This window comes from Cryocola sp. 340MFSha3.1 (assembly GCF_000383315.1).
Classification (GTDB): Bacteria; Actinomycetota; Actinomycetes; order Actinomycetales; family Microbacteriaceae; genus Leifsonia.
The window spans coordinates 1,013,246-1,036,365 of record NZ_KB911088.1; the positions used below are offsets into that span (position 1 = coordinate 1,013,246).

A 23,120-nucleotide genomic window follows, 5' to 3' on the forward strand; every position below is an offset into this window, starting at 1 on the left:
TCCGAGTCATTGGCAGACGCGGGCGAGCGGTCCGTCCCACGACTCCCGCAGATCTGCCGCGGCCCTGTTCGCATCGGCGAGTGCCGCGGCGGGGTCGCGAGCGAAGCCCTGCCCGTCGACGGCGCCCTGCAGGTCGTCCAGCGTCCGGTCGACGGGGTCGAGGGCGCGCTCCACGGCGTCCGTCGCGATGTCGCTCGTGTCCGCGCGGAACGTCGTAACGGCCTCTTGGATCGCCGACCCCGCCTCGACGGGATGCGCCCCGAGCGCCGCGAGGTGCGCATCCAGCGCGGCGTCGAGGGCGTGGCGCGCGCTCCGGATCGTCGTGCAGTCCCGCCCGCGCTCGGCCGACGCCTCGGAGAACAGCGGGAATTCCGAGGCGGCCGCGACGCCGAGCATCGCGACGGCCGCAACGCAGCCCAGCATCAGCGCCGCAGCTCCCGGCCAGAGCCGGACCGCACGCGCCAGCATCCCGGACGCGGTGCGGGTCGCCGCATCCACGGCCGGCGTCGAGCGCGGAGTGCCTGCATCGACATCCGGCACGCTCGGGCGCGAGATGGTCACGGTCGCAACGCTAGGGCCGCTCGGTGAACAGTTCGTTGCATGATTTCCGGTGCCCGGTAGCGTTGCGACATGGACGCCGCCTCCGCCATCGATGTATTCGTGTTCTCCGCGGAGTTCGCCTGCTGCGGCACGCCTTTCGCGGCCGGCGAGGATGTGACGTTGACGCTCCGCGCTCCCACCCAGGACTCGTCGGCCCAGGATGGCGTTCCCACGTATCTCCACGAACTCCATCCGTATGACGACCGTGTGCCTGTCGCCGATGTCACCGGGCGCGTCGAGCGGATCGTCGCGTCGTACGAGCGGTTGGTTCCGGTCCCCGGTGCTCACTACCGCACCAACGACCCGGAGGATCGGATCGAACGCGATGTCGACCGGGTGCCGACCGAGGGCCACCCGGCGGGTTATGGCGGCCCGGACTACCGGGTGCGCCTCCGCATCCCGTCGGGAACGCGCCTGCCCGATCCCGCTCCCGAGGTCGAGCTGTCGCCTGCCCCCGACTTCGACGTCCCTCTGCCGCCGCGGATACTGCCTCTGCTGACGACGCTGGTCGCGGAAGTCGCCTCAGAGTTCGGAGACGCGGTGGATGTGCTCCGCGGCCGCGAGGACGCCTCCGTCACGCTGCAGCCGCGTCGGGAAGGGGCGGCCGCTGTGCGGTGGAACGCCTACCTCGATCAGCTCACGGCGGAGATCGAGCATGCGGAGTGGACGCTGACCGACGACGAAGCTGGCGTCGCCGTCCTCCGCGACCTCGTCGCCGCAGCCGCGGCGGGGCGCTTCTCCGAGACGGTGGATGACTGGACGATCGTCTCCATCGCGACGACGGCAGATGGGCGCGCGTACGAGGCGACGACGACCGTCTCGCGGTTTCCCCTCGGCGGCGACGTCGTGATGCTGGGAGGTTCCGACCACGAGCGGATCGAGCGCGCGCGGTCCGGAAATCCTTTCCTTCCGTGGAGCGACGAAGTCTGATGGCAGGTCGCGCGCATCCACTCGCGTCGGCGGCCCCCGATACGATCCCGGAGTGATCTCCACCGTCGCCGTCTCCGGCTATCGCTCGCTGCGCGACCTCGTCATCCCGCTGGGGCGGCTGACCGTGGTGACCGGTGCGAACGGGGCGGGCAAGTCGTCGCTCTACCGGGCGCTGCGGCTGCTGGCCGGGTGCGGGCGGGATGAGGTGGTCGTCGCGATCGCGCGCGAGGGCGGACTCGATTCCACCCTGTGGGCCGGTCCGGAGCGGCTCGGCCGGGCGATGCTCCAGGGCGACGCGCCCGTCCAGGGCACCGTCCGTCGTGATCCGGTCGCACTCCGGCTTGGCGTGCAACTCGACGACGACGCCGTTGGCCTCGGCTACGCCCTCGACCTCGGACTGCCGCAGCCGAGCAAGGACACCGCGTTCGGCCGCGATCCTGAGCTGAAGCTGGAGACCGTGTGGACGGGGCCGGCCCCTCGACCGTCGAGCCTGGCGGCCGAGCGGCGCGGCGGCCACGTCCGCGTGCGCGGCGACGACGGCGGCTGGACGGAGCTCGGCAAGACCCTGCGCACGTTCGAGAGCATCCTCACAGAGGTCGTCGATCCTGTCCGTGCCCCGGAGGTGCTGCGGGTGCGCGAGAACCTGCGCGCGTGGCGCTTCTACGACCACTTCCGCACCGACACGGCGGCCCCGGCGCGGCTTCCGCAGCTCGGAACGCGCACGCCGGTGCTCGCCGCCGACGGGACGGATGTCGCGGCGGCCATCCAGACCATCCGCGAGTCGGGCGGCGGCGACCCCTTCGACGCGGCCGTTGATGCGGCGTTCCCCGGCAGCCGGGTCGAGATCGTGGTCGACGGCGCGCAGTTCTCGGTGGCCGTCCGGCAGGCCGGGCTGCTCCGTCCGCTCGCGGGCGCGGAGCTGTCGGACGGCACCCTGCGCTTTCTGCTCTGGGCGGCCGCGCTGCTGTCACCGCGGCCGCCGCAGCTGCTGGTCGTCAACGAGCCGGAGACCAGCCTCCACCCCGATCTGCTGCCCGCCCTCGGCTCCCTCATCGTCGCCGCGTCGGCCAACGCGCAGCTCGTGGTCGTCACGCACTCCCACGAGCTGCAGGACGCGATCCAGCGTTCCGCGGCCGACCGCGACCTCGTCGACGACGTGAGCCGCATCCACCTGGAGAAGCAGCTGGGGGAGACCCACGTGCGCGGCCAGGAGGGTCTCCTCGACCGCCCCACCTGGCACTGGCCCACCCGCTGAATGCTCGTCCCCGCTCCGGTGTAGATTCTGGCGTGTGAGTGACCCCGGCCGGCGGCACCGATGGGACCGCGCGGTCTCGCGCCCGCTGACGCCCATGAAAGAGAGCCGAGCGCCGGGACTCGCGCAGCCCGGCGGATGGCTGGCGGGTGTCACGACGCCCCCGCGGCCGGTGAGCACGTGGGGGATGGCCTGGCGGCTGACCGCGCGGTGGACGGCCACGGTGGTCATGTCCGCCTTCCTCGCCGCCGCCATCTGGTCCGTCGCGGCGACGCCGTCGTCCCAACACTGGCTCGTGCTGCTCGCGGTCGTCGGTAGCTGGCTCTACAGCGTCCTGGTGACCGTCGTCCTCACTGTGGTGCTAGTGCGGGCTCCGCGAGCGACGCGCCGAGGGTGAACGCCGCTCACGCCGCAGGCTACGGCCGCCGCCGGTATCCTTCACGCGTGTCTGAATTCGCGACCCACGTGCAGAACATCGTGCGGCCGTATCCGGGGACGGGCAAGAAGCGCGACCCCGCTAGCTTGCTCCACGGCTATTACGCGATCATCACCAACGTCGCAGGGGGCTATAACGACTACGTTGCCGAGTACTTCAACGATCTCGCGCCCCGAGACTTCATCGAACAGGTCCTCCGCGATCCCACCGCTCAACGGTTCCCGGAGTTCGAAGAGTTCGCTCGCCAGGTCGATGACTTGGATGAGCAATTCCGGCGGCTGCTCACTCCGACACCGGTTGCGCCCGGCAAGAGCTGGTGGACCACGCACCTGCCGCTACGCGCTGGGCGCAGGTTCAACGACGAGATGCGGACACTCTTCGACTACCGAGCTGAACCCGCCGAAGACGGGGGCGGCACGTGGTACTGAGTGGCATGGCGGTCAACTGACCCGTCTGGAAAACGGGGGATCACCCCACCAGCCGATACCGACGGCATCGAAGACGAGTTCATCGGCGACGCGCCCTAGCGGCTCGGCGATACTGAAGTCGGCGATGTCCGTCCCGAACTCCTCCGCCGTCGGGTGATCGGTGTACGCACCGGAGTATTGCTCGCCGGTTGCCGTGACACGCAGCCCCACGGTGGGACCCCAGGGTGATCCGAAGATGGCGCAGAAGCCGTCGTCGAACGCCCACGCGTCGACGACGGTGACCTCTTTCGCGGAAGTCGGGCCGCCCGAACGGAGACGCTCGAGACAGCTCAGCAGAGCGGTCTGACCCCACGACAGCTCGGGGAGAGCCCGCAGCTCGTCGATCGCTGCGCTGTGCGCGGGGGTCACGCTCACGGCGCGACCCCATCCACACGGTCGGAGAGGAGCCACTCGCGTGGGTTCCACGGGGGCTCCGCGCCACCGACCGGTCCGACATCCAGCAGCGGGTCGTCCGACCGGATCACGCACAGAATCCGGTTGCCGAGGAGTGCTCCGAGACGAGCCGTGTCGATGAGGATGTCGAGCAGCATGCCGCAGGCGGCCGGCATCGTCGCGCGGAACCGATCGAGGTGGTCGAGTTCGATGATGAGTCCCGTGTCAGCTTCCGTCCATCCGTACGCCTGCTCGGCGACGTCCTGGAGGCAGTCGGACAGCGCGGCGAAGTTGCGGCCGTAGTAGGCGGGGAAGTCGAGGGCGGTACTCAGCGCGTCGTGAAGGTCGGCTTCGTTGGTCCAGGATGCGGTATCCAGCCGGACGACGCGGTAGCCGGTCGACCGGAAGGAGGCGAGCGACTCATCGACGACGGCTGCCGAGTGGAACTTCGTCACGAATCCGTTCCTGGCCAGTTGGAATCCGGGATCCTGGTCGTCCGCTTCCCACACAGCCACGAGAGAAACCTATCTCGCATGAGGCGTCGAGAAGCAAGCGAAGGGCCGGACCCGATCTCCCGGGTCCGGCCCTTCCGGGCGGCGCCTGTCATGCTGGGGGCGACAGGCGCCACTCGAGAAGCGGTGTCCCTTACCGGACGACCGCACCCGCCGGGGAGGAGAACTGCGCGTAGTCGAGCTCCGCGTAGTTCTGGTTCGCCTGGTGGGCGATCGTGACCGAGTTCGTGCCTGCGTTGAGCTGCACCGTCGTGGTCGCCACCGGGAAGGATCCGCCGTTCGCACCCCACGGCCCCGTGACGGGAAGGGTCACGTTCGTCGCGGCCCCGCCGTTGACGGTGAGCCCGACCACCGCATCCAGCGTCCCGTTCTGCGTGTAACCCCCGTCGTTGGCGTAGCCCAGCTGGAGCCGATAGGTGCCGGCGGTGGGGACGTTGGGATGGAAGGTGACCGAGCTGGTGGAGGAGTCGAGTCCGCCGACGAAGCTTCCGCCGGACGCGTTCGACGAGGCGGTGACGTTGCCGCCGGAGACGGTTCCGGACTCCGCCTCCAGCCGCTGCACGAAGGTCGCCGCGGGCGGATTCGACGGCTGCGACCAACCGGGAACGGCAGCGGTCGTGGACAGGGAGATGGAGTCGAGCTCGGCGTAACCGGTGCCGCCGGCGAAGTACGGCGACCCCTTCGCGAGCCGGATCATGTTGTATCCGGCGGTGAGGTGGAGGGTCGGTCCGGAGACCGTCGCGAACTTCCCTTGGGCGCCCCATCCGCCGGTCGCGGGATAGCTGACCGTGCTCCAGGCGCCGCCGTCGTAGGCGATGCCCTGGGTGGAGGTGGCACCCGTGCCGTTGGCGTAGCGGATCGACAGACTGTAGTCGGCCGCGACCGGGACGTTGACCAGGAAGTCGACGAAGCTGTCGTTCCGCATGTCGCCGCTGTTGTCCAGGCCGCCGACGTATCCGCCGTTGGACGCGGCGGAGGAGGAGTAGCGGATGCCGTTGACCACGGAGGCGTTCTCTGCCTCGTACGTCTGCTGGTACGAGGTGACCGGTCCGCTGGTCGGCGTGACGACGATCTCGTACGCGGCGCCCGGGTCCTGCCCGGTGAGCGGGATGCTGATGGCTCCGTTGGTGACCGTGAGGGATCCCGACCAGATGGTCGTCGGAGCGGACACGGCGTGCAGACGGCCGGAGTCCGGCGTGGAGAGCACGGTGACGGCTACCGACGAGCCGAAGCCGCTGAGGTTCTTCACCGACACGGTGTTGTCGCCGGTTGCGCCCCCCACGACGGCCGTGAGGATCTTGCGGGTCGTGTCGAGTGATGCGATGCCGTCCTGCAGGCCGTTCTGGGCCACGGACACCATGTTGCCGGTCATGTCGCCGTACCACTTGTAGAGCCAGTAAGTGCCGGTCGGCTGCCCGTTGACGAACAGGCCGTTCATCGTGCCGGACTCGTACCAGTAGGCGCGTTCGGCGTCACGGACATCGGTGGCGCGCTCGAAGGTCGCGAGGTAGCGCAGTGATGATGCGGGGACATCCACCTGGTCGGGCCAGGCGTACTCGTTGATCGACACCGGGCGCGGCGAGATGCCGAGTGAGCTCTCGATCCCGCGCAGGTCGGCCAGTTCGCCGGGCAGGGCGTCGGAGCTCCACAGGTGCCAGCTGATGACATCCGGCACGGTGCCGGCGTTCTTCGCGGCGGTGAGGAAGCTGGTCATCCAGTCGTGGTTGTAGCTGGAGATGCTCGGGCCCACGATCGGGGTGACGGTGTCGTACTTCTTGACCTCGTTGTAGATGCGCGACCAGCCGTCGTTGAACGGACCGGCCGCCGAGGTGTTCCAGGTGCCGTCCGGCTCGTTCCACAGCTCCCACCCGTTGATGTTGGTTGTGGAGGTGGCCGAGACGCGCGCCTGGACCATCGTGTCGACCTTCGACAGGTAGTCGCTCCAACTGACCCACTTGTACGGCCAGTCCGGGTAGATATCCGGCATGCGGACGGTCTCCTGGCCGCCCGCCGAGATCAGCGACGGCGCGACCTTGAGCGCGTCGCCGGATGGAGTGGTCGCGCCGTTCCCCAACTGCTGGACGCCTGGTGCCGGCTGGGTGAACTGATTGACGTGCAGCGGCAGCAATGAGGCGGGATCGGGCGTGCTCGCGGTCGCGAGACCGTACAGGCCGCCGGCGGCGACATGCGTGACGGGACGCACGACCGACGCCGCGTCGATGGAGAGGGTGTTTCCTCCGATTGCCGCGACGGCAGGAAGCGCTGCTCCGGCAGCGACCAGAGAAGCGGCTGCAGCGCCCGCGACAGAGATGCGCAACAGGGGGGACCGGCGGCGAGATCGCCTGCTCGCGACGGTCGAGTGGGTGAGTGACATGGTCGGATGCTCCTTCGCATCAAAACGGTGACGGACTTCGGCACCGCATTGTCGAACCGGTTCGACACACACCCTAGCGCAAAGGCTTTGCGCCGCCAATAGATGTTGTTTCGCGCAACATTTGGGTGCCGTCCGCCCCATTCCGAGCTTGAACGCACCGTTATGTCACCCAGCGTCGAACCGGTTCGAGCCAGGTGCTTCCGATCACTCCTCGACTAGGGGGCGCTCGATGGCGTCGCCTCTATGCGCGCTCTCGATCGCATCCATCAGGCGCCGTGCGTTCCTTGGTGAGCGCAGCAGGTAGGCGGTTTGGCAGCAGTCGCGCTCGTGTTCCGGCGCGGTGATGGCCATGGTTCCTCCGGGTAGTTCACGATCCCGAACCACTGCAGTGTGCTGATAAGGGTGGGCCCGGTGGGGCTCGAACCCACGACCCGCGGATTAAAAGTCCGATGCTCTGCCAACTGAGCTACAGGCCCTCACCTCCAATCTAGCGTGGATTCACCCTGTCCCGTGGCGGGGGCAGAATAGGGGGATGTCTGACCGGTTCCACAAGCCCGCGCTGTTCACGAGTGGGATGTTCGAGGCTTTCATGGGCGGGGAGGATCCCGCGCAGATCAGCCGGGTCGCGCACGAGACCGCCCGTGCCCTGCTCGCGCGGGTGCGCGAGAACCCGGACGCGGAGGTCGTGGACCGGCTGGTCGCGTTCACCGACCAGCACGGCATCGATGCGCTCGCCGAACTGTGGTCTCGGTCCAACGCAAAGAGCCTGCCCGGCGCGCTGTGGCGCATCTACCTCATCCGGCTTCTCATTCGCCAGGATGCGGAGGGCACCGCGTACCTGTTCCAACGCGGCACCGAGGTGCTCGGGTCCATCGACGCGGTCGTGGCGGGCGCCCCGAACCCGGCGGGACCGGCGGAGATCACCGAGCTCGCCGACCGCATCCTCCGCGGCCTGTTCGAGGGCGACTTCGCGGTCGCGCTCGACCGGGCGGCCGCGTTCTGCCGGGTCGCAGCAGCCGGGGCCGCCTCCGTCGCCGACGACCGCGACGTGCTCGACCCGGAGCGGGCGAGTGAGCTGACCACGCGGGCTCTGCGCTTCACCCGCACCGCAGAAGAACTGACGGCGTGCGCACGGCTGTGGCGGTCGGGATCGCTCGACTGAGCAGGTCAACCCCCGCGGCGGCATCCGCGTTCTCCCGCTGCGAACGCCACGCCGATAGGCGCCGCGAACCGCTCCTGTACACTGGGTGTCGCCGGGCCGCAGTAACCCCGGGCTCCAAAACTAGCCGCTTCGAGCGGCCTCGCGCCGAGAGGCGTTCTGCGGCCCGGCACTCTTCTGTTCAGGAGAAGCCCGTTCGAGCATCGGCGGGACGACTCCCGGCAGGCCGGATGAGAGCGGAGACGACGTGGACGACGCCCCTGCGGTCGACCTCGACGCCCTCCTCGTCCGCACCGCCGCCGGCGATCAGGAAGCGTTCTCGCGCTTCTACGACCTGACTGCGGCGCGCGTCCTCGGACTCATCCGCCGCCTCCTCATCGACGGCGCGCAGTCGGAGGAGGTCGCCCAGGAGGTCTTCCTCGAGGCGTGGCAATCCGCTCCGCGGTTCGATCCGAATAAAGGTCGAGCGCAGACGTGGATCATGACCATGGCCCACCGGCGCGCTGTCGACCGGATCCGCGCATCGCAGGCGTCGCGCGACCGGGACACGGTGGTGGGCATCCGCGACCTCCCGACCGCCTACGACCAGGTGGCCGAGACGGTGGAGGTCCGGGTCGAGCACGAGAGGGTGGAGGTGGCCATGGCGAAACTGAGCGAGCCGCAGCGGCAGGCCGTCACCCTCGCCTACTACGGGGGACTCAGCCAGTCCGAGGTCGCAGCCGAGCTCGGAATCCCGCTCGGCACAGCGAAGACTCGGCTGCGCGATGCGATGATACGGCTGCGCGAGGAACTGGGGGTGACGACATGACCCGCGAAGACGACCGAGACGCCGGGCGCCTCGGCTACCACCTGGGGGCGGACGACGAGCAGGAGGCCCGTGCCTTCGAGGACGTCGCCGCCGAACTGGCGCTCTCCGCCGAGCCCGTCCAGCCCCGCCCGGAACTCAAGGCGGCGCTGTTCGCGCAGCTGCAGAACACCCCGCAGCTGCCGGCTCAGGATGTCGCCCAGCCGACGGCAGGGCCCGTCGCGGCCCCGGCCGAAGCAGCCGACGCCTCTCCGACCCCTGTAGCGACGCCCGAGGCCACCCCGGGCCGCGCCGAGCGCGCCGCACAGCGCCGCTGGTTCCAGCGCCCTGCCCTTCTCCTGGGCGCCGCCGCAGCCGCGATCGTGCTGTTCGTCGGCGGAGCGTTCGTCGGCTCGACACTCTCCGGCGGCAACTCGTACCAATCGCAGCAGGCGTCCGCCCTGGCAGAGATCAACGCCGCTCCTGACGTGCAGCGGGCGACCGCGCAGGTCGAGGGCGGCGGAACGGCGACCCTCGTGTGGTCGGGCGAACTGGGACGTTCCGCGCTCGTCGCCAACGACCTCCCGGCGCTTCCCGGCGACAAGACCTACGAGCTCTGGTACCTGCGCGACGGGCAGGCGATCCCCGCCGGGACGATGAACCCGGCGAACTCGGGATCGACCTGGCGCGTGCTCACCGGCGACATGGCGGCGGGGGACACGGTCGGCGTCACGGTGGAGCCGAGCGGTGGGTCCGACAAGCCGACGAGCCCGCCCATCGTCGCCATCGCGTCCTGACCGGGATCGTCCGGCAGGACACGACGAGCGCGTACGCAGAACGCCGCCGATCGCACTGATCGGCGGCGTTCTCGTGTTTGCTGCGACCGCGGGGTCGCGCCCGGATCAACCGAAGCGGCCGGAGACGTAGTCCTCGGTGGCCTGCACGGTCGGGTTGGAGAAGATCTGGTTGGTGTCGTTGTACTCGATGAGCTTGCCCGGCTTGCCGGTGCCCGCGATGTTGAAGAACGCGGTGCGGTCCGAGACGCGCGACGCCTGCTGCATGTTGTGGGTCACGATCACGATCGTGTAGTCGTTCTTCAGCTCCTCGATGAGGTCCTCGATCGCGAGCGTGGAGATCGGGTCGAGGGCCGAGCACGGCTCGTCCATCAGCAGGACGTCGGGGGAGACGGCGATCGCGCGGGCGATGCACAGACGCTGCTGCTGGCCGCCGGAGAGGCCGGAGCCGGGGAGGTTGAGGCGGTCCTTGACCTCGTTCCACAGGTTGGCGCCCTGCAGCGAGCTCTCGACCAGGTCGTCGGCCTCGCTCTTCGACATCCGGCGGTTGTTGAGCTTCACGCCGGCGAGCACGTTGTCGCGGATGCTCATGGTCGGGAACGGGTTCGGGCGCTGGAACACCATGCCCACCTGGCGGCGCACGAGGACGGGGTCGACGCCCGGGCCGTACAGGTTGTTGCCGTCGATGAGCACCTCGCCCTCGACGTACGCGCCGGGGATGACCTCATGCATGCGGTTGAGGGTGCGGAGGAACGTCGACTTGCCGCATCCCGACGGGCCGATGAAGGCCGTCACGGAGCGGGGCTCGATGGTGAGCGAAACGCCCTCGACGGCACGGAACTTGCCGTAGTAGACGTTGAGGTCGTTGACTTCGATGCGCTTGGACACTTGATTCCTTGGCTGTCGGGTGTTGGGGTGCGGGTTCAGCGGCCGTACTTGGGAGCGAAGGCCTTGGCGATGATGCGGCCGGCCAGGTTGAGCAGCATCACGATGATGATCAGCGCGAGGGCGCCCGTCCAGGCGCGGTCGATCTGGGCCTGCGCGTGGAGCCCGGCGGCCTGCGTGTACTGGGTGTACACGAACACCGGCAGGGTCATCATCCGGTCGTTGAAGAGGTCGTAGTTCATGCTCGTCGTGAAGCCCGCGACGATGAGCAGCGGCGCGGTCTCGCCGATGACTCGGGCGATGGCGAGCATGACGCCGGTCACGAGGCCGGCGAGCGAGGTCGGCAGCACCACCTTGAGCACGGTCAGCCACTTGGGGACGCCGAGGGCGAGGGATGCCTCACGCAGCTCGTTGGGGACGATCCGCAGGATCTCCTCGCTGGACCGCACGACGACGGGGATCATCAGCACCGACAGGGCGACGGCCCCCATGAAGCCGTTGCGGATGCCGGGACCGAAGAACAGCGCGAACAGGGCGTACGCGAACAGGCCGGCGACGATCGAGGGGATGCCGGTCATCACGTCGACGAAGAAGGTGATGCCGCGCGAGAGCATACCGCGCCCGTACTCCACCAGGTAGATGGAGGTCAGGAGGCCGATGGGCACGGAGATGACCGCCGCCATGAGGGTGATCTCGAGCGTTCCGACGATCGCGTGGAGCGCGCCGCCGCCGTCGCCGATGACGTTGCGCATCGACTCCGAGAAGAAGGCGATGTCGAAGCGGGCGAGGCCCTGCGAGACGACCGTCCAGCCGAGGGAGATCAGCGGGAGGAGGGCGATGATGAACGCGGTCGCGACGAGCGAGGTGACCAGCCGGTCCACGGCCTTGCGGGAGCCCTCGACCAGCAGGGATGTGGTGTAGATCGCGATGTCGAACAGCACGGTGCCGAAGAAGATCGCGCCGACGATGTTGAAGTCCTTCGTCGCGCCGCTCGCGGCAAGCATCGCGAAGATCGCGGCGAAGACGACCCACGAGACGACGAGCATCGTCCACGGCGCCCAGCGGGGCAGCTTGCCGGCGGTGTAGGAGTTGGCGAGGGGGCGCGGGGCGGTAGCGGTGGTCGTGGCCATCAGTTCGCTCCAGAGAAGGCCTTGCGGCGGCTGACGATGTAGCGGGCGAGCATGTTGATGAGCAGGGTCACCACGAACAGCACGAGACCGGAGGCGATGAGCGCGTTCACGCCGAGGCCGGTCGCCTCGGGGAACTGCAGGGCGATATTCGCCGCGATCGTGTTCGGGCTCTGTGCCTGCAGCACCGCGAACTTCACGATCAGGGCGGGCGAGAGCACCATCGCGATGGCCAGGGTCTCGCCGAGGGCGCGGCCGAGGCCGAGCATGATGGCGGAGATGATGCCGCTGCGGGCGAAGGGGAGGACGGCCATCTTGACCATCTCCCAGCGCGTCGCGCCGAGGGCGAGGGCGGCCTCCTCGTGGAGGCGCGGGGTCTGCAGGAAGATCTCGCGGCAGATGGCGGTCATGATCGGGATGACCATGACGGCGAGCACCAGGCCGGCGGTGAGGATGGTGCGGCCGGTGCCGGAGACCGGCGGCGCGAAGAACGGGATCCAGCCGAGGTTGTCGCCGAGCCAGACGTAGAAGGGCTGGACGAACGAGGAGAGCGTCGCGATGCCCCAGAGGCCGAAGACGACGGAGGGGACCGCGGCGAGGAGGTCGATGATGTAGCCGAGCACCGAGGCGACGCGGCGCGGTGCGTAGTGCGAGATGAACAGCGCGATGCCGATGGACAGCGGGGTCGCGATCAGCAGCGCGATCAGCGCCGCCCAGATGGTGCCGAAGACGAGCGGCCAGACCCACGACCAGAAGTTCGTCGCGTTGTTGGGCAGCTCGCCTGCGTGGGCGAACAGAGCCGGGATGCTCTGCACGACCAGGAAGATCGCAACGGCGGCGAGGGTGGCGAGGATCAGGGATCCGGCCACGATGGTGCTGGTCGAGAAGACCCGGTCGCCGAGGCGGACCTTCGCCTTCGGCCTGATGGCTCCTACTGTTCCGGCGGTCATTCGTTGCTTTCTCTCATCGGGTGCGCCGTGGGGGACGGCTGAGGACGGGAGCACCGCTCGGCCCGGGCTGCGGGGCAGCCCAGGCCGAGCGGCGTGGTGTTACTTGATGCTGGCGACGGCCTTGGAGACCTTGTCGGCCAGGTCGCTCGCGAGCGGGGCCGAGCCGGCCTGCTCCGCAGCGGCCTTCTGGGCGTCGCTCGAGATGATGTAGTCGACGTAGCCCTTCACCAGGTCCGCCTTGGCGGCGTCCTTGTACTCCTGGCACGCGATGATGTAGGAGACCAGGACGAGCGGCCAGGCGCCCTTCTTGGTGTCCTTGCGGTCGATCTGGATGGCCAGGTCGTTGGCCTCGCGGCCGTCGGCGATGGGGGAGGCGGCGACCACGGCGGCAGCACCGTCGGCGCTGATCTTCTCGTAGTTGTCGCCGACCTTGAGCTGGGCGATGCTGAGGCCCGCCGAGCCCGACTCGTCGATGTACGTGATCGAGTTCTTCGCGTTCTTGGTGGCGTCCGCGACACCCGAGGTGCCCTTGGCTGCGTCACCGACCTGGAACGGGAAGGTCTGGGAGGCCGGGGCCGTCCAGACGTCGGGGGCGTTCGCGGCGAGGTACTCGGTGAAGTTCTGGGTGGTGCCCGAGTCGTCGGAGCGGTGAACGACCGTGATCGGGGCCGACGGGAGCGAGGCGCCCGAGTTCTGGTCCTTGATCTTGGCGTCGTCCCACGTGGTGATCTTGCCCGAGAAGATGCCGGCGATGGTCGCGGCGTCGAGCTTGAGGTCCTTCACGCCGTCGACGTTGTACGCGATCGCGATCGGGGAGATGTAGACGGGGAGGTCGATGCCCTTGCTGTCCGCGGCGCAGCCGGCGAACGTGGAGCCGAGCTCCTCGGTCTTCAGCGCGGCGTCGGAGCCGGCGAAGTCGGCAGCACCCGAGATGAAGCTCTTGCGGCCGGCGCCGGAGCCCTGCGGGTCGTAGTTGATGGTGGCCTTCGGGTTGGCCTCCTGGAAGCCGGCGGCCCACACCGTCTGCGCCGCGCCCTGGGCGGACGAGCCGATGCCGTTCAGCGTGCCGGACAGGTTCGAGGCCTTGGCCGTCGTGGTCGACGGCGTGCTGCCCTCGTTCGCCGCACAGGCGGTGAGAGAGATGGCGGCTGCGGCGAGGAGTGCCACGGGAGCGCCGATGCGCTTGAGTTTCACAGTTGTCCCTTCGGGGATCAGTAACAACAGGACGGGGTCGGTGCGACCCGCGTGAGACGCTATTCCCGGTGTCTGTCCAGAGTCCCCCGCGGTGGTAAACGGGAGGTTAACGCCGGGCGTCCTCTTGTCCTCGTGCTCCTGTGAATCCGCGGGTCAGCCGGTGATCTGCACCGGTGTCCCGAGGGGGAGGGCGTCGACGGCGGCGATCGCCTCGGCCGACAGCCGCACGCAGCCGTGCGAGACGGCGCCGGACGCCGTCGACTGGTAGTGGATGCCGATGAGGCCGCCGTCGGAACCGTCGTAGGGCTCGTCGGCCGCGGTCGCATGCAGCGAAGTGAGTTGGATGCGGTGCTCCTCCTGGCCCTGCGCGGGGTCCAGGTAGCGGGCCTGCAGGTAGCCGGTGCCGGTCGGAGTGGGCGTCGTGTCGGTGCCGACGCCGACCGCGAACTCCTGCAGGGTGCGGCCCGCGCCATCCAGGATGCTGAGCTTCTGCTCCTCCGTCGAGATCATGACCCGCTTGGTGAGGGTCGCCGAGACGCGCAGCAGCCTCGTCGGCACCCAGGCTGCGCTCTGGGCGGGTGCGGGGTCGTCCGCGGTCGCCTTCGAGGGGAGCTGCTTCCGTGCCGGCGTGAGGATGAGTGACCAGTCGCCGCGCGTCTTCACACGGACCACCACGGTCGGCTCGCCGAGGAAGTTGTTGGCGGGGATGAGCGCGACCGGCGTCCGGAAGTCGCCGGCGTACGCGGCGGTGTCGAAGGCCAGACGGAACGCGGTGCGGATCTCGGCCTTCTCGGGTGCCGCGATGAGGCCGGGGATGACCGCGTCGAAGGAGGCGGTGGGGAGCGCCTTCAGCTCGGACGGGGAGAGGCCGGGCGGCAGCGCGGGGCCGGCTTCGGCGGTTGCCGTGGGCCGCGGTGAGGCGCTGTTGGTGGGCTTCGCGTCGCCGGGGGCACAGGCGGAGAGGGACGCGAGCAGGGCGGCGGTGCAGAGCAGGGCGGGGAGGATGCGGCGGTTCGTCATGGTGTCTCTGTCGTCGGGTCAGGTCTGGGCGGGGTCGGAGGGTGTGTGTGATGGAGGGCGCCGTGAACCGCGAGTGGCGGCGCGGACCGATCGGGTCCGCGCCGCCACGAATCGTCAGGCGCCGATCAGCCGCTGACGACGGGGAGGCGCGACGGGCCGGAGGCCGCCGCGGTCGCAGCGCCACCGAGCGACGGCGCGGTGCCGCCGCCGACGGCGACGTCCTCACCGGTGACCTGGATGGTCACGCTCTGGCTGACGCCGGACTGCTGACCGGCCACCGTCACGGTGAGCGGGCCGGCGGTCGCGACGCCGCCGGCGAGGTAGAAGCCGAAGACGACGGAGCCGTCCGCCTCGACCGTGTACGGGCCGAGGTCGAGGGCGTCACCCGCGTAGTCGACCGTCACCTTCACCTGCTCGCCGGGGGTGTAGCCCGAGGCGAGGATGGAGATGCCGCTGTTCTTGTCGGCCAGCTGCGCCGTCGTGATGGTGGAGACGCTCGAGACGATGCTCTTCGGCAGCGTCGCGGGGTTCACCGTGAGCGGCACCGTGTTGGAGGTGTCACCGAGGTTGCTCGTCGCGGTCACCGAGAGGGTGTCGCCCGCGGCCGGGAGGGGCAGCGTGACGAACGGGGTGTAGGTCTCCTGGAAGGAGCCGGATGCGTCGGCCGTCACATCGTGCAGGTCGATGGCGGTGTGGTCGGAGGTCTCCACGGTGATGGTCACGACCGCGTCGGCGGTGAAACCGGAGCCCGCGACGTTGAGGCCCGCACCCCAGTCGCCCGCGGTGAACGTGGTGTTGGCGAGCGTCAGGGTGCCGGTCGCGGCAGTGGCCGGAGCGGCGGCGAAGAATCCGCCGGCGACCACGGCAGCGGCTGCCGTGAGCGCGCCGAAGCGGATGCGCGTTGAGCTGGTCATTCATTTCCTCTGGTGGAACGGAGACGTGCCGAATGGCACTCACCGACACTAACAGGGTGATATCTCAGCTGCAACTATGGGAGATGGATGTGCGGTGTGCTAACCCTCCACGGGCGCGTAGGTCTCGATGGAGACGATCCCGGACGCCGGGTTCGTCGCCGAGAGATGCACGACCGAGAAGCCGCCGGTGTCGAGATCGGCCGCGTCGTCGAGGTAGGCGCCCGGCATCGTGCCGGTCGCCAGGGCGATCTCGCGCATGATCTCGGGCAGCACGGGGCCGTGGCTGCACAGCACGGCCGTCTTGCGGGAGCGGACGCGTTTGCCGACGACACCCCGCACATCCCCGCGGCCCTCCTCGTATGCGTCCTGGCTGATGTCGTGATCGCGGTGGGGCTTGATGCCGGTCGCCGCCGCGAGGGGAGCCACCGTGGTGACGCAGCGCACCGCGTCGCTCGTGACGATCCGCTTCGGACGCCACGTCTCGAGGGTCGCCACGTCGGCCGCGGCCTGCTTGACGCCGCGCTCCGTGAGGGGCCGGGAGGCGTCGGAGCCGTCCCAGCGGTCGCGGGGCGCCGCCTTGCCGTGGCGCAGCGCGATCAGCGCGAAGGTTGAGGTGATGCCCTGGTGGACGAGCGCGTCGAACGCGTCGAGGATCTCGACGTCCCGCTCGTAGGTGAGGTAGCCGCGCGCCTTCTTGATCGTGACCCACTCGATCGCGGCGATCTCGCTGTTCGGCACGAAGGTGGAGCGCAGGATGGCCTTCTCGCCGACCTCCGCCGCCCAGTAGTGCACGATCTTCTCGCGGCCGCTGCTGAGGGGATAGGTCGAGACGCCGAGCGGGACTCCGAGGCCGATCTTCAGCCCGGTCTCCTCCTCGATCTCGCGCACGGCCGTCTGCGGCAGCGTCTCGCCGGGGTCGACTTTGCCCTTGGGGATCGTCACGTCGCCGTACTTGGTGCGGTGCACGACGAGCACGACGATCCGATCGTCCACGACGCGCCAGCAGAGGGCGCCCGCGGCGTAGATGGCCGGGCTCACCGCCTCGTTCCCGTACGGGTGCTGCGTGGGCGGTGACTGTACTGCTGGATGAGCTTGTTCTGCAGGTCGACCAGCGGCTTGCCGTTCTCGTCGAGGTGGTGCCGCGTCCACACGCCGTCCTGGTCGAGCTTCCACGTGGCGGTGCGCTCATCGAACGCGAGGTCGAAGAGGTCGCTCAGCTCGCGCAGGTGCTCTGGCTCGGTGAGGCGGACGAGCGCCTCGACACGGCGGTCGAGGTTGCGGTGCATCATGTCGGCGCTGCCGATGTACACCTGGGGGTCGCCGCCGTTGACGAACGAGAAGACGCGGGAGTGCTCGAGGTACCGGCCGAGGACGGAGCGGACGCGGATGTTCTCCGACAGGCCTTCGCGGCCCGGCACGACTCCGCAGATGCCGCGCACCCACAGGTCGACCGGAACGCCGGCCTGGCTCGCCCGGTAGAGCGCATCGATGATGGCCTCGTCGACGATCGAGTTGAGCTTGATCCGGATGCCGGACGGCCGGCCGGCTTCGGCGTTGGCCCGCTCGGTGTCGATCCGCTTGAGGAGCCCCTTCCGCAGGTGCAGCGGGGCGACGAGCAGCCGCTTGAACTTCTTCTCGATCGCGTAGCCGGAGAGCTCGTTGAACAGGCGGGTCAGGTCTTTTCCGACCTGGTCGTCGTCGGTGAAGAGCCCGAGGTCTTCGTAGATGCGGGAGGTCTTGGGGTTGTAGTTGCCCGTGCCGATGTGGCTGTAGCTCTTGAGCACGCCCTTCTCCTCGCGGATGACGAGGGCGAGCTTGCAGTGCGTCTTGAGACCCACCAGGCCGTAGACGACGTGGACGCCGGCCTTCTCGAGCTTCCGCGCCCAGGAGATGTTGTTCTGCTCGTCGAAGCGGGCCTTGATCTCGACCAGGGCGAGCACCTGCTTGCCGGCCTCTGCCGCGTCGATCAGCGCCTCGACGATCGGGCTGTCGCCCGAGGTGCGGTACAGCGTCTGCTTGATGGCGAGCACGTGCGGGTCGGCCGCCGCCTGCTCCAGGAAGGCCTGGACGCTGGTCGCGAACGACTCGTACGGGTGGTGGACGAGCACATCCTGCCGGGCGATCGCCGCGAAGATGTCGGGCTTGGCGTTCGGCTCGCTCGGCATCAGCTGCGCCGGCGTTGTCGGCACGTGGTTCGGGTAGTGGAGGTCGGGGCGGTCGATCTTGGCGAGGTCGAAGAGGCCGCCGAGGTCGAGCGGAGCCGGGAGGCGGTACACCTCCTGGTCGGTCACATCGAGCTCGCGCACGAGAAGCCCGAGGGTGACCGGGTCGACGTCGTCGGTGACCTCCAGGCGGATCGGCGGACCGAAGCGTCGCCGCAGCAGCTCGCGCTCGAGCGCCTGGATGAGGTTCTCGGTCTCGTCCTCGTCGATCTCGACGTCTTCGTTGCGGGTGACGCGGAAGACGTGGTGGTCGAGGATCTCCATGCCGGGGAAGAGGTCGCCGAGGTGGTTGGCGATGAGCTCCTCGAGGGTGATGAAGCGCACCTGGCCGACGGTCTCGCGCTGGTCGATGCGGACGAACCGCGGCAGCATCTGCGGCACCTTGAGGCGGGCGAACTGCTCCTTGCCCGTGCGCGAGTTGCGGACGCGCACGGCGAGGTTGAGCGAGAGCCCCGAGATGTAGGGGAACGGGTGCGCCGGGTCGACGGCGAGCGGCATCAGCACCGGGAAGATCTGCTGCGAGAAGATCTCGCGCAGCTGCACCTTGTCGGCGTCGTCGAGCTGGTCGTATGTCACGACCGTGATGCCCGCATCGCGCAGGGCGGGGAGGACCAGGTCGTGGTACGCCCGTGCGTGGCGCAGCTGCAGCTCGTGCGCCTTCTCGGAGATGTCGGCGAGCACGTCCTGCGGGGCGCGCCCGACGTTCGTGGGCACTGCGAGTCCTGTGGCGATGCGGCGCTTCAGGCCGGCGACGCGGACCATGAAGAACTCGTCCAGGTTGCTCGCGAAGATGGCGAGGAAGTTCGCGCGCTCGAGCACGGGGAGCAGCGGGTCCTCCGCCAGCTCCAGCACGCGCTGGTTGAACGCGAGCCAGCTCAGCTCGCGGTCGAGGTAGCGGTCGTCCGGCAGGGTCGGGTCGGGCTCGTAGATGAAGGGAGCGAAGTCGTCGTCGAAGTCGCTGCCCAGGCTGCCGCCCAGCCCCGTGTCGAGAAGGCCGTTCTCCAGAGTCGTGCGCTCGTCCATCCCCCCATCATGGCACCGGGAGCGGGCCGTGGTGACGGCGCTGCGTAAACGGTGGATAAACGCTGCCTGTGGAGGGAATCCGCGTAGATGAGCTACGCCGTGCGGTCCCTGCGGTACTGGATGTCGACCGTGTGGTCGACGAACCCCGCAGAGCGGTAGAGCGCGAGCGCCGACTCGTTGTCGCCCTCCACGTAGAGGTCGGCCGTGCTGACACCGCGGTCGGCCAGCCGCGCGAACCCGGCGCGCAGGAGGCTCCGGCCGAGCCCCTGCCCGGCGAGCTCCGGGTCGACGCCCAGCACGTAGATCTCGCCGGCGTCGTCCTCCACCTTCAGCCAGTCGTAGCCGACCATCCGGCCGTCGCCGTCGCGCAGCACGAGCAGGTCGTCCGCGTCGAACCACGGCTCGTCGATCCGGTCGCGGAGATCGTCGACGGTGAGCGAGCCCTGCTCGGGATGCGACGAGAAGATGCGCGCGTTGAGCGCCACCCACTCCTCGTCGTCGGCGCCCGGGCGGAACGCCTCGATCGAATACGGCGCGGAAATAGGCCAAGGGCCCGGCGCTGACGACGCCGGAGGCACGGGGGCGGTCAGGTGGAGGAGCCGCCGCACCGGCACGAATCCGAAGCGCTCGGCCAGCCGTGCGGCCGCGGGATGCGCCCCGTGCGACCACGCGGTCAGCGACCCGGCCGCGCTCGCGAGCATCCCCTCGAGCACGGCCTCTCCGAAGCCGAGGCCGCGGAACAGCGGGTCGACGACCAGGTCGAGTTCGCCGCGTCCGACCGCCCCGGCCGCGACCACCCGTCCGTCCGCCGCGTCGCCGGTCGCGGTGGCGACGACGGGAGAGCGCCGGCCGGCGTCGAGATCGAGGCGAGCCTGCTCGTTGAAGGCGTCGGCGCCGTCCTCTTCCGCGGCGGCCGCGGCGACCTCGAAGAACGCCTGCCGTTGTGCGGGATCGCCGAGGTCAGGGACGGAGAGACGTAGGGAGGCGGTCATTCTCCTCCTCGTACACGTTGAACCGGTATCCGACGTTGCGCACGGTGCCGATCAGCGACTCCAGGTCGCCGAGCTTGGCCCGCAGGCGTCGCACGTGGACGTCGACCGTCCGGGTGCCGCCGAAGTAGTCGTACCCCCACACCTCGCTGAGCAGCTGCTCGCGGGTGAAGACGCGCGAAGGATGCGTCGCGAAGAAGCGGAGCAGCTCGAACTCCTTGAACGTGAGGTCGAGCTGGCGGCCGTGGGCCTTGGCGGAGTAGCTGGCCTCGTCGATCGTGATGCCGGAGGCCTGGATCTTCGACTGAGAATGCTCCTGCGTCTGGCGCCCGATGGCGAGACGGATGCGCGCATCCAGCTCGGCGGGGCCCGCGGAGTCGAGCACGACGTCGCTGACGCCCCAGTCCGCGCTGACCGCGGTGAGACCGCCCTCGGTGAGCACCAGGACGAGCGGGACCGTGACGCCGGTCGTCGTGAGGATCTTGCAGAGCGACTTCGCACTCGCCAGGTCGCGCCGCGCATCCACGAAGATCAGGTCGCAGCTCGGGGCGTTGACCAAGGAGGCCGGTTCGGCCGGGATCTGGCGCACCCGGTGGCTCAGCAGCGCGAGGGACGGCAGCACCTCCGCGCCCGGACCGGCGGCGTCGGAGACCGAGGAGGTCGCCCCTGGAGTGCGGGGCGCGGTGGGGTTCGGCGCAGAGGTCAGGATCAGAAGCTGCGCCACACATTCCTCCTCACCCGCCGGGAAACCGTGCCGTAATGCTACCGGAAACAGCCGCCTGCCCTGTCCGGCAGCCGCCGCGGGCCCGCGCCGGGGCACAATGGGAGGGTGAGCGACGACACCCCGGACACCCCGCCGATGCACGTGATGGGTCCGGCTGCCGCGGCCGGCCCCGTGCAGCCGCCGCTGCCGCGATGGGCCACGCTCACCAGCATCGGCGCCGTATGGGCGGTCTCGTTGCTGCTCGGCATCCTCATCGCCACGGTGGCGCGATCGGCCGAGTACGCTTCCTGGCTGTCCCTCGCGCTGGGCGTCTCGGTGCTCCTGGGATTCGTCGCGCAGCTGGCGACGCAGCAGAAGGACGGCTTCATCGACCGGCTCGCGGTGACCTTCGTCGGCAGCTTCATCATCCTGGGCCTGTTCGGGGGCGTTCTTGCCCTGGTGTCGGCGGCTGCTGGGTAGACTGGCAGCATGCTGGTCGCTCTCGAACTCTTCTTCATCGGCCTTCTGGGCCTGGCCACTCTCGCCATCCTCGGCGTCTCGGGCGTGGTCGTGTACAACCTCTTCCGCGGTCAGCGCTGAGCCCTGAGGCCGAAGCCATGATCGAGATCCCCACCGATCTCCCCGCCGAGCTCGTCCCTCTCTCCTGGCTGATCGGCGTCTGGGAGGGCACAGGTGTGCTCGACTACACGGTCGACGAGGAGCACACCCAGCTGGAGTTCGGCCAGCGTGTCAGCTTCAGCCACGACGGGCTCGGTTACCTCAACTACTCGGCGACCTCGTGGGTGCTCGACGAGCAGAACACGCCGCTCGCCGCCGAGACCGGCTACTGGCGGCTGCGCCGCAAGCTGGTCGAGGGCGACGCCGGTCCGGCGATGCTCCCCGGTGTCGGCTCCCGCCCGTTCAACACGGCGCAGTCCGTCGAGACCCTGCGCAATTCGCACGGCGCCTTCGACATCGACGTCTCGATCATCCATCCCGACGGCGTGAGCGAGATCTACGTCGGCCAGGTGGCCGGTCCGCGCATCGACCTGGCGACCGACGCGGTGCTGCGGACGGCCGGGGCGAAGGAGTACACCGCGGCGACCCGCCTCTACGGTCTGGTGGACGGCCACCTGCTGTGGGCGTGGGACATCGCCGCCCTGGGCCAGGAGCTGCGCACGCACGCCTCCGCCCGGCTCGCCAAGGTCGACTGAGAGGCGCCGCCGATGTCCGACCAGCTGGAGCCCGATCAGCGCTCCCCGTTCCTCGATCTGCCGGGCGCCGTCGACACCGACGGCACGGGCGTTCCCACGCACTACGGCAGCCCCCTCGCCGAGCAGCGCGCCCTCGCGGAGCGCGGCGCGATCGTCGACCTGTCCGACCGGGCCGTTCTGACCATCCAGGGTCCGGATCGTCTCAGCTGGCTGAACTCGCTCACGAGCCAGGCGCTCACCGGGCTGCGGCCGGGGGAGTCGTCGGAGACCCTGCTGCTGGATGTGACGGGTCGTGTCGAGCACGCCGTCCGGCTGGTCGACGACGGCGAGACCCTGTGGCTGCTGGTGGACCGACCGGAGGCGGAGGGTCTGCTCGGCTGGCTCGACTCCATGCGTTTCATGCTGCGCGTCGAGCTCGCCGACCGCACGGCCGACCTCGCCACGATCGGCACGCTGGGCGACCCGCCGCTGCCGCTGGCGGCGCCCAACGCCGTCCCCCTGGTCTGGCACGATCCCTGGCGCGCCGTGACGCCGGGCGGCCACCAGTACGCGCACGGCGAGCGTCCCGGAGCGGGATGGTCATGGAGCGAGCGCCTCGTCCCGCGCGACGCGCTCCCCTCGATCGTCGCCCGCGTCCGCTCGGGCGAGCTGTCGGTCGCCGGAACGCTGGCCGCCGACGCCCTGCGCATCGCGGCCTGGCGACCGCGTTTCTCGACGGAGGTCGACGAGCGGACCATCCCGCACGAGCTCGACTGGCTGCGCACGGCGGTGCACCTGAGCAAGGGCTGCTACCGCGGGCAGGAGACCGTCGCCAAGGTGCACAACCTCGGCCACCCGCCGCGGCGCCTGGTCATGCTTCACCTGGACGGGTCGGAGGGTGTGCTCCCCGCATCCGGAGCCGTCGTCTCCGCCGCCGACCGCGAGGTGGGTGCCGTGACCTCGTCGGCGGTGCATTACGAGCTGGGTCCGATCGCGCTCGCCGTGGTGAAGCGGTCGACCGATCCCGACGCCACGCTCACCGTCGAGGCGGACGGCGTGCAGGTCGCCGCCGGGCAGGAGATCGTGGTGCCGCCGGAGGCCGGCTCGGCTGCGCAGGTTCCGCGGATCCCGCGTCTGGGCGCCGTCACCCGCACTCCGCGTTCCTGAACGGCTGACGCGACGCCGCTGGGCCGCTGTGT

General features: G+C 69.6%; 25 protein-coding genes and 1 tRNA gene. 10 read left to right on the forward strand and 16 right to left on the reverse strand.

The genetic code is table 11. The features are described 5' to 3' along the window. Positions 1 to 6: 6 nt before the first annotated feature. A complete protein-coding gene (locus H284_RS0115935) occupies positions 7 to 561 on the reverse strand; it encodes a hypothetical protein (protein WP_020077022.1) in 555 nt (184 codons plus the stop codon). 69 nt (positions 562 to 630) lie between these two features. Between H284_RS0115935 and H284_RS0115940 the strand changes: the two genes are divergently transcribed. From H284_RS0115940 to H284_RS0115955, 4 genes are all read left to right on the forward strand, one after another. Beyond that, positions 631 to 1,530: a DUF6578 domain-containing protein gene (locus tag H284_RS0115940; RefSeq protein ID WP_020077023.1), complete on the forward strand. Its 900-nt coding sequence runs from the start codon at positions 631 to 633 to the stop codon at positions 1,528 to 1,530. Between the two features lie 52 nt (positions 1,531 to 1,582). Continuing rightward, positions 1,583 to 2,785, forward strand: a complete 1,203-nt coding sequence (locus tag H284_RS0115945) for an AAA family ATPase (protein ID WP_020077024.1) — start codon at positions 1,583 to 1,585, stop codon at positions 2,783 to 2,785. A 94-nt stretch (positions 2,786 to 2,879) separates the two neighbouring features. Continuing rightward, on the forward strand, positions 2,880 to 3,179 hold the full coding sequence (locus H284_RS0115950) for a hypothetical protein (protein WP_231371260.1): 300 nt from the start codon (positions 2,880 to 2,882) through the stop codon (positions 3,177 to 3,179). A gap of 47 nt (positions 3,180 to 3,226) precedes the next feature. After that, positions 3,227 to 3,646: a hypothetical protein gene (locus H284_RS0115955; RefSeq protein WP_020077026.1), complete on the forward strand. Its 420-nt coding sequence runs from the start codon at positions 3,227 to 3,229 to the stop codon at positions 3,644 to 3,646. 12 nt (positions 3,647 to 3,658) lie between these two features. Here H284_RS0115955 and H284_RS0115960 read toward each other — a convergent pair whose 3' ends face one another. From H284_RS0115960 to H284_RS0115980, 5 genes are all read right to left on the reverse strand, one after another. Beyond that, positions 3,659 to 4,060, reverse strand: coding sequence for a hypothetical protein (locus tag H284_RS0115960; protein WP_020077027.1), 402 nt, complete (start codon positions 4,058 to 4,060; stop codon positions 3,659 to 3,661). After that, positions 4,057 to 4,593: a barstar family protein gene (locus tag H284_RS0115965; protein WP_231371261.1), complete on the reverse strand. Its 537-nt coding sequence runs from the start codon at positions 4,591 to 4,593 to the stop codon at positions 4,057 to 4,059. The genes H284_RS0115960 and H284_RS0115965 overlap by 4 nt, the downstream gene beginning before the upstream one ends. A 130-nt stretch (positions 4,594 to 4,723) precedes the next feature. Continuing rightward, on the reverse strand, positions 4,724 to 6,964 hold the full coding sequence (locus H284_RS0115970; protein ID WP_231371262.1) for a CBM35 domain-containing protein: 2,241 nt from the start codon (positions 6,962 to 6,964) through the stop codon (positions 4,724 to 4,726). 204 nt (positions 6,965 to 7,168) lie between these two features. Then, entirely contained in the window at positions 7,169 to 7,315 is a 147-nt protein-coding gene (locus H284_RS21100) for a type II toxin-antitoxin system Phd/YefM family antitoxin (RefSeq protein ID WP_018191827.1), read from the reverse strand. A gap of 52 nt (positions 7,316 to 7,367) precedes the next feature. Continuing rightward, positions 7,368 to 7,440: transfer RNA gene (locus H284_RS0115980), tRNA-Lys, on the reverse strand. A gap of 56 nt (positions 7,441 to 7,496) precedes the next feature. Here H284_RS0115980 and H284_RS0115985 point away from each other — a divergent pair. From H284_RS0115985 to H284_RS0115995, 3 genes are all read left to right on the forward strand, one after another. Next, positions 7,497 to 8,126 (forward strand): hypothetical protein, encoded by a 630-nt coding sequence (locus H284_RS0115985; RefSeq protein ID WP_018191826.1) that lies wholly within the window; start codon positions 7,497 to 7,499, stop codon positions 8,124 to 8,126. Between the two features lie 244 nt (positions 8,127 to 8,370). Further along, positions 8,371 to 8,931, forward strand: a complete 561-nt coding sequence (gene sigK / locus H284_RS0115990) for an ECF RNA polymerase sigma factor SigK (protein WP_020077030.1) — start codon at positions 8,371 to 8,373, stop codon at positions 8,929 to 8,931. Next, on the forward strand, positions 8,928 to 9,704 hold the full coding sequence (locus H284_RS0115995; RefSeq protein ID WP_020077031.1) for an anti-sigma factor: 777 nt from the start codon (positions 8,928 to 8,930) through the stop codon (positions 9,702 to 9,704). Before sigK ends, H284_RS0115995 begins: the two co-directional genes overlap by 4 nt. Positions 9,705 to 9,809: 105 nt before the next feature. Here H284_RS0115995 and pstB read toward each other — a convergent pair whose 3' ends face one another. The 10 genes from pstB to H284_RS0116045 form a co-directional block, all read right to left on the reverse strand. Continuing rightward, entirely contained in the window at positions 9,810 to 10,589 is a 780-nt protein-coding gene (gene pstB / locus H284_RS0116000; RefSeq protein ID WP_018191823.1) for a phosphate ABC transporter ATP-binding protein PstB, read from the reverse strand. Positions 10,590 to 10,624: 35 nt separating this feature from the next. Beyond that, the gene (gene pstA / locus H284_RS0116005; RefSeq protein WP_020077032.1) at positions 10,625 to 11,716 is read right to left on the reverse strand and encodes a phosphate ABC transporter permease PstA; all 1,092 of its coding nucleotides are present in this window, start codon (positions 11,714 to 11,716) and stop codon (positions 10,625 to 10,627) included. Next, positions 11,716 to 12,663: a phosphate ABC transporter permease subunit PstC gene (pstC, locus tag H284_RS0116010; RefSeq protein ID WP_018191821.1), complete on the reverse strand. Its 948-nt coding sequence runs from the start codon at positions 12,661 to 12,663 to the stop codon at positions 11,716 to 11,718. The genes pstA and pstC overlap by 1 nt, the downstream gene beginning before the upstream one ends. A 99-nt stretch (positions 12,664 to 12,762) precedes the next feature. After that, positions 12,763 to 13,857: a phosphate ABC transporter substrate-binding protein PstS gene (pstS, locus tag H284_RS0116015; protein WP_018191820.1), complete on the reverse strand. Its 1,095-nt coding sequence runs from the start codon at positions 13,855 to 13,857 to the stop codon at positions 12,763 to 12,765. A gap of 153 nt (positions 13,858 to 14,010) precedes the next feature. Further along, positions 14,011 to 14,877 carry a L,D-transpeptidase gene (locus tag H284_RS0116020; RefSeq protein ID WP_020077033.1) on the reverse strand — a complete coding sequence of 289 codons (867 nt, stop codon included), beginning with the start codon at positions 14,875 to 14,877 and terminating at the stop codon, positions 14,011 to 14,013. Between the two features lie 125 nt (positions 14,878 to 15,002). Further along, on the reverse strand, positions 15,003 to 15,791 hold the full coding sequence (locus H284_RS0116025) for a hypothetical protein (protein WP_020077034.1): 789 nt from the start codon (positions 15,789 to 15,791) through the stop codon (positions 15,003 to 15,005). A 99-nt stretch (positions 15,792 to 15,890) separates the two neighbouring features. Further along, positions 15,891 to 16,829, reverse strand: a complete 939-nt coding sequence (locus H284_RS0116030) for an NUDIX hydrolase (protein WP_020077035.1) — start codon at positions 16,827 to 16,829, stop codon at positions 15,891 to 15,893. Beyond that, positions 16,826 to 19,036: an RNA degradosome polyphosphate kinase gene (locus H284_RS0116035; protein ID WP_018191816.1), complete on the reverse strand. Its 2,211-nt coding sequence runs from the start codon at positions 19,034 to 19,036 to the stop codon at positions 16,826 to 16,828. Before H284_RS0116035 ends, H284_RS0116030 begins: the two co-directional genes overlap by 4 nt. A 92-nt stretch (positions 19,037 to 19,128) precedes the next feature. Continuing rightward, complete coding sequence (mshD, locus tag H284_RS0116040; RefSeq protein ID WP_020077036.1) at positions 19,129 to 20,028, reverse strand: mycothiol synthase; 900 nt, start codon at positions 20,026 to 20,028, stop codon at positions 19,129 to 19,131. After that, the gene (locus tag H284_RS0116045) at positions 19,997 to 20,749 is read right to left on the reverse strand and encodes a response regulator transcription factor (protein ID WP_018191814.1); all 753 of its coding nucleotides are present in this window, start codon (positions 20,747 to 20,749) and stop codon (positions 19,997 to 19,999) included. The genes mshD and H284_RS0116045 overlap by 32 nt, the downstream gene beginning before the upstream one ends. A 105-nt stretch (positions 20,750 to 20,854) precedes the next feature. On the opposite strand from H284_RS0116045, the gene H284_RS0116050 reads away from it, so the two are divergent. From H284_RS0116050 to ygfZ, 3 genes are all read left to right on the forward strand, one after another. Further along, positions 20,855 to 21,208 carry a hypothetical protein gene (locus tag H284_RS0116050; RefSeq protein WP_020077037.1) on the forward strand — a complete coding sequence of 118 codons (354 nt, stop codon included), beginning with the start codon at positions 20,855 to 20,857 and terminating at the stop codon, positions 21,206 to 21,208. 137 nt (positions 21,209 to 21,345) lie between these two features. Continuing rightward, positions 21,346 to 21,942 carry a heme-binding beta-barrel domain-containing protein gene (locus H284_RS0116060; protein WP_018191811.1) on the forward strand — a complete coding sequence of 199 codons (597 nt, stop codon included), beginning with the start codon at positions 21,346 to 21,348 and terminating at the stop codon, positions 21,940 to 21,942. A 12-nt stretch (positions 21,943 to 21,954) separates the two neighbouring features. Next, positions 21,955 to 23,088 (forward strand): CAF17-like 4Fe-4S cluster assembly/insertion protein YgfZ, encoded by a 1,134-nt coding sequence (ygfZ, locus tag H284_RS0116065; RefSeq protein WP_020077038.1) that lies wholly within the window; start codon positions 21,955 to 21,957, stop codon positions 23,086 to 23,088. The last annotated feature ends 32 nt before the right edge of the window (positions 23,089 to 23,120 follow it).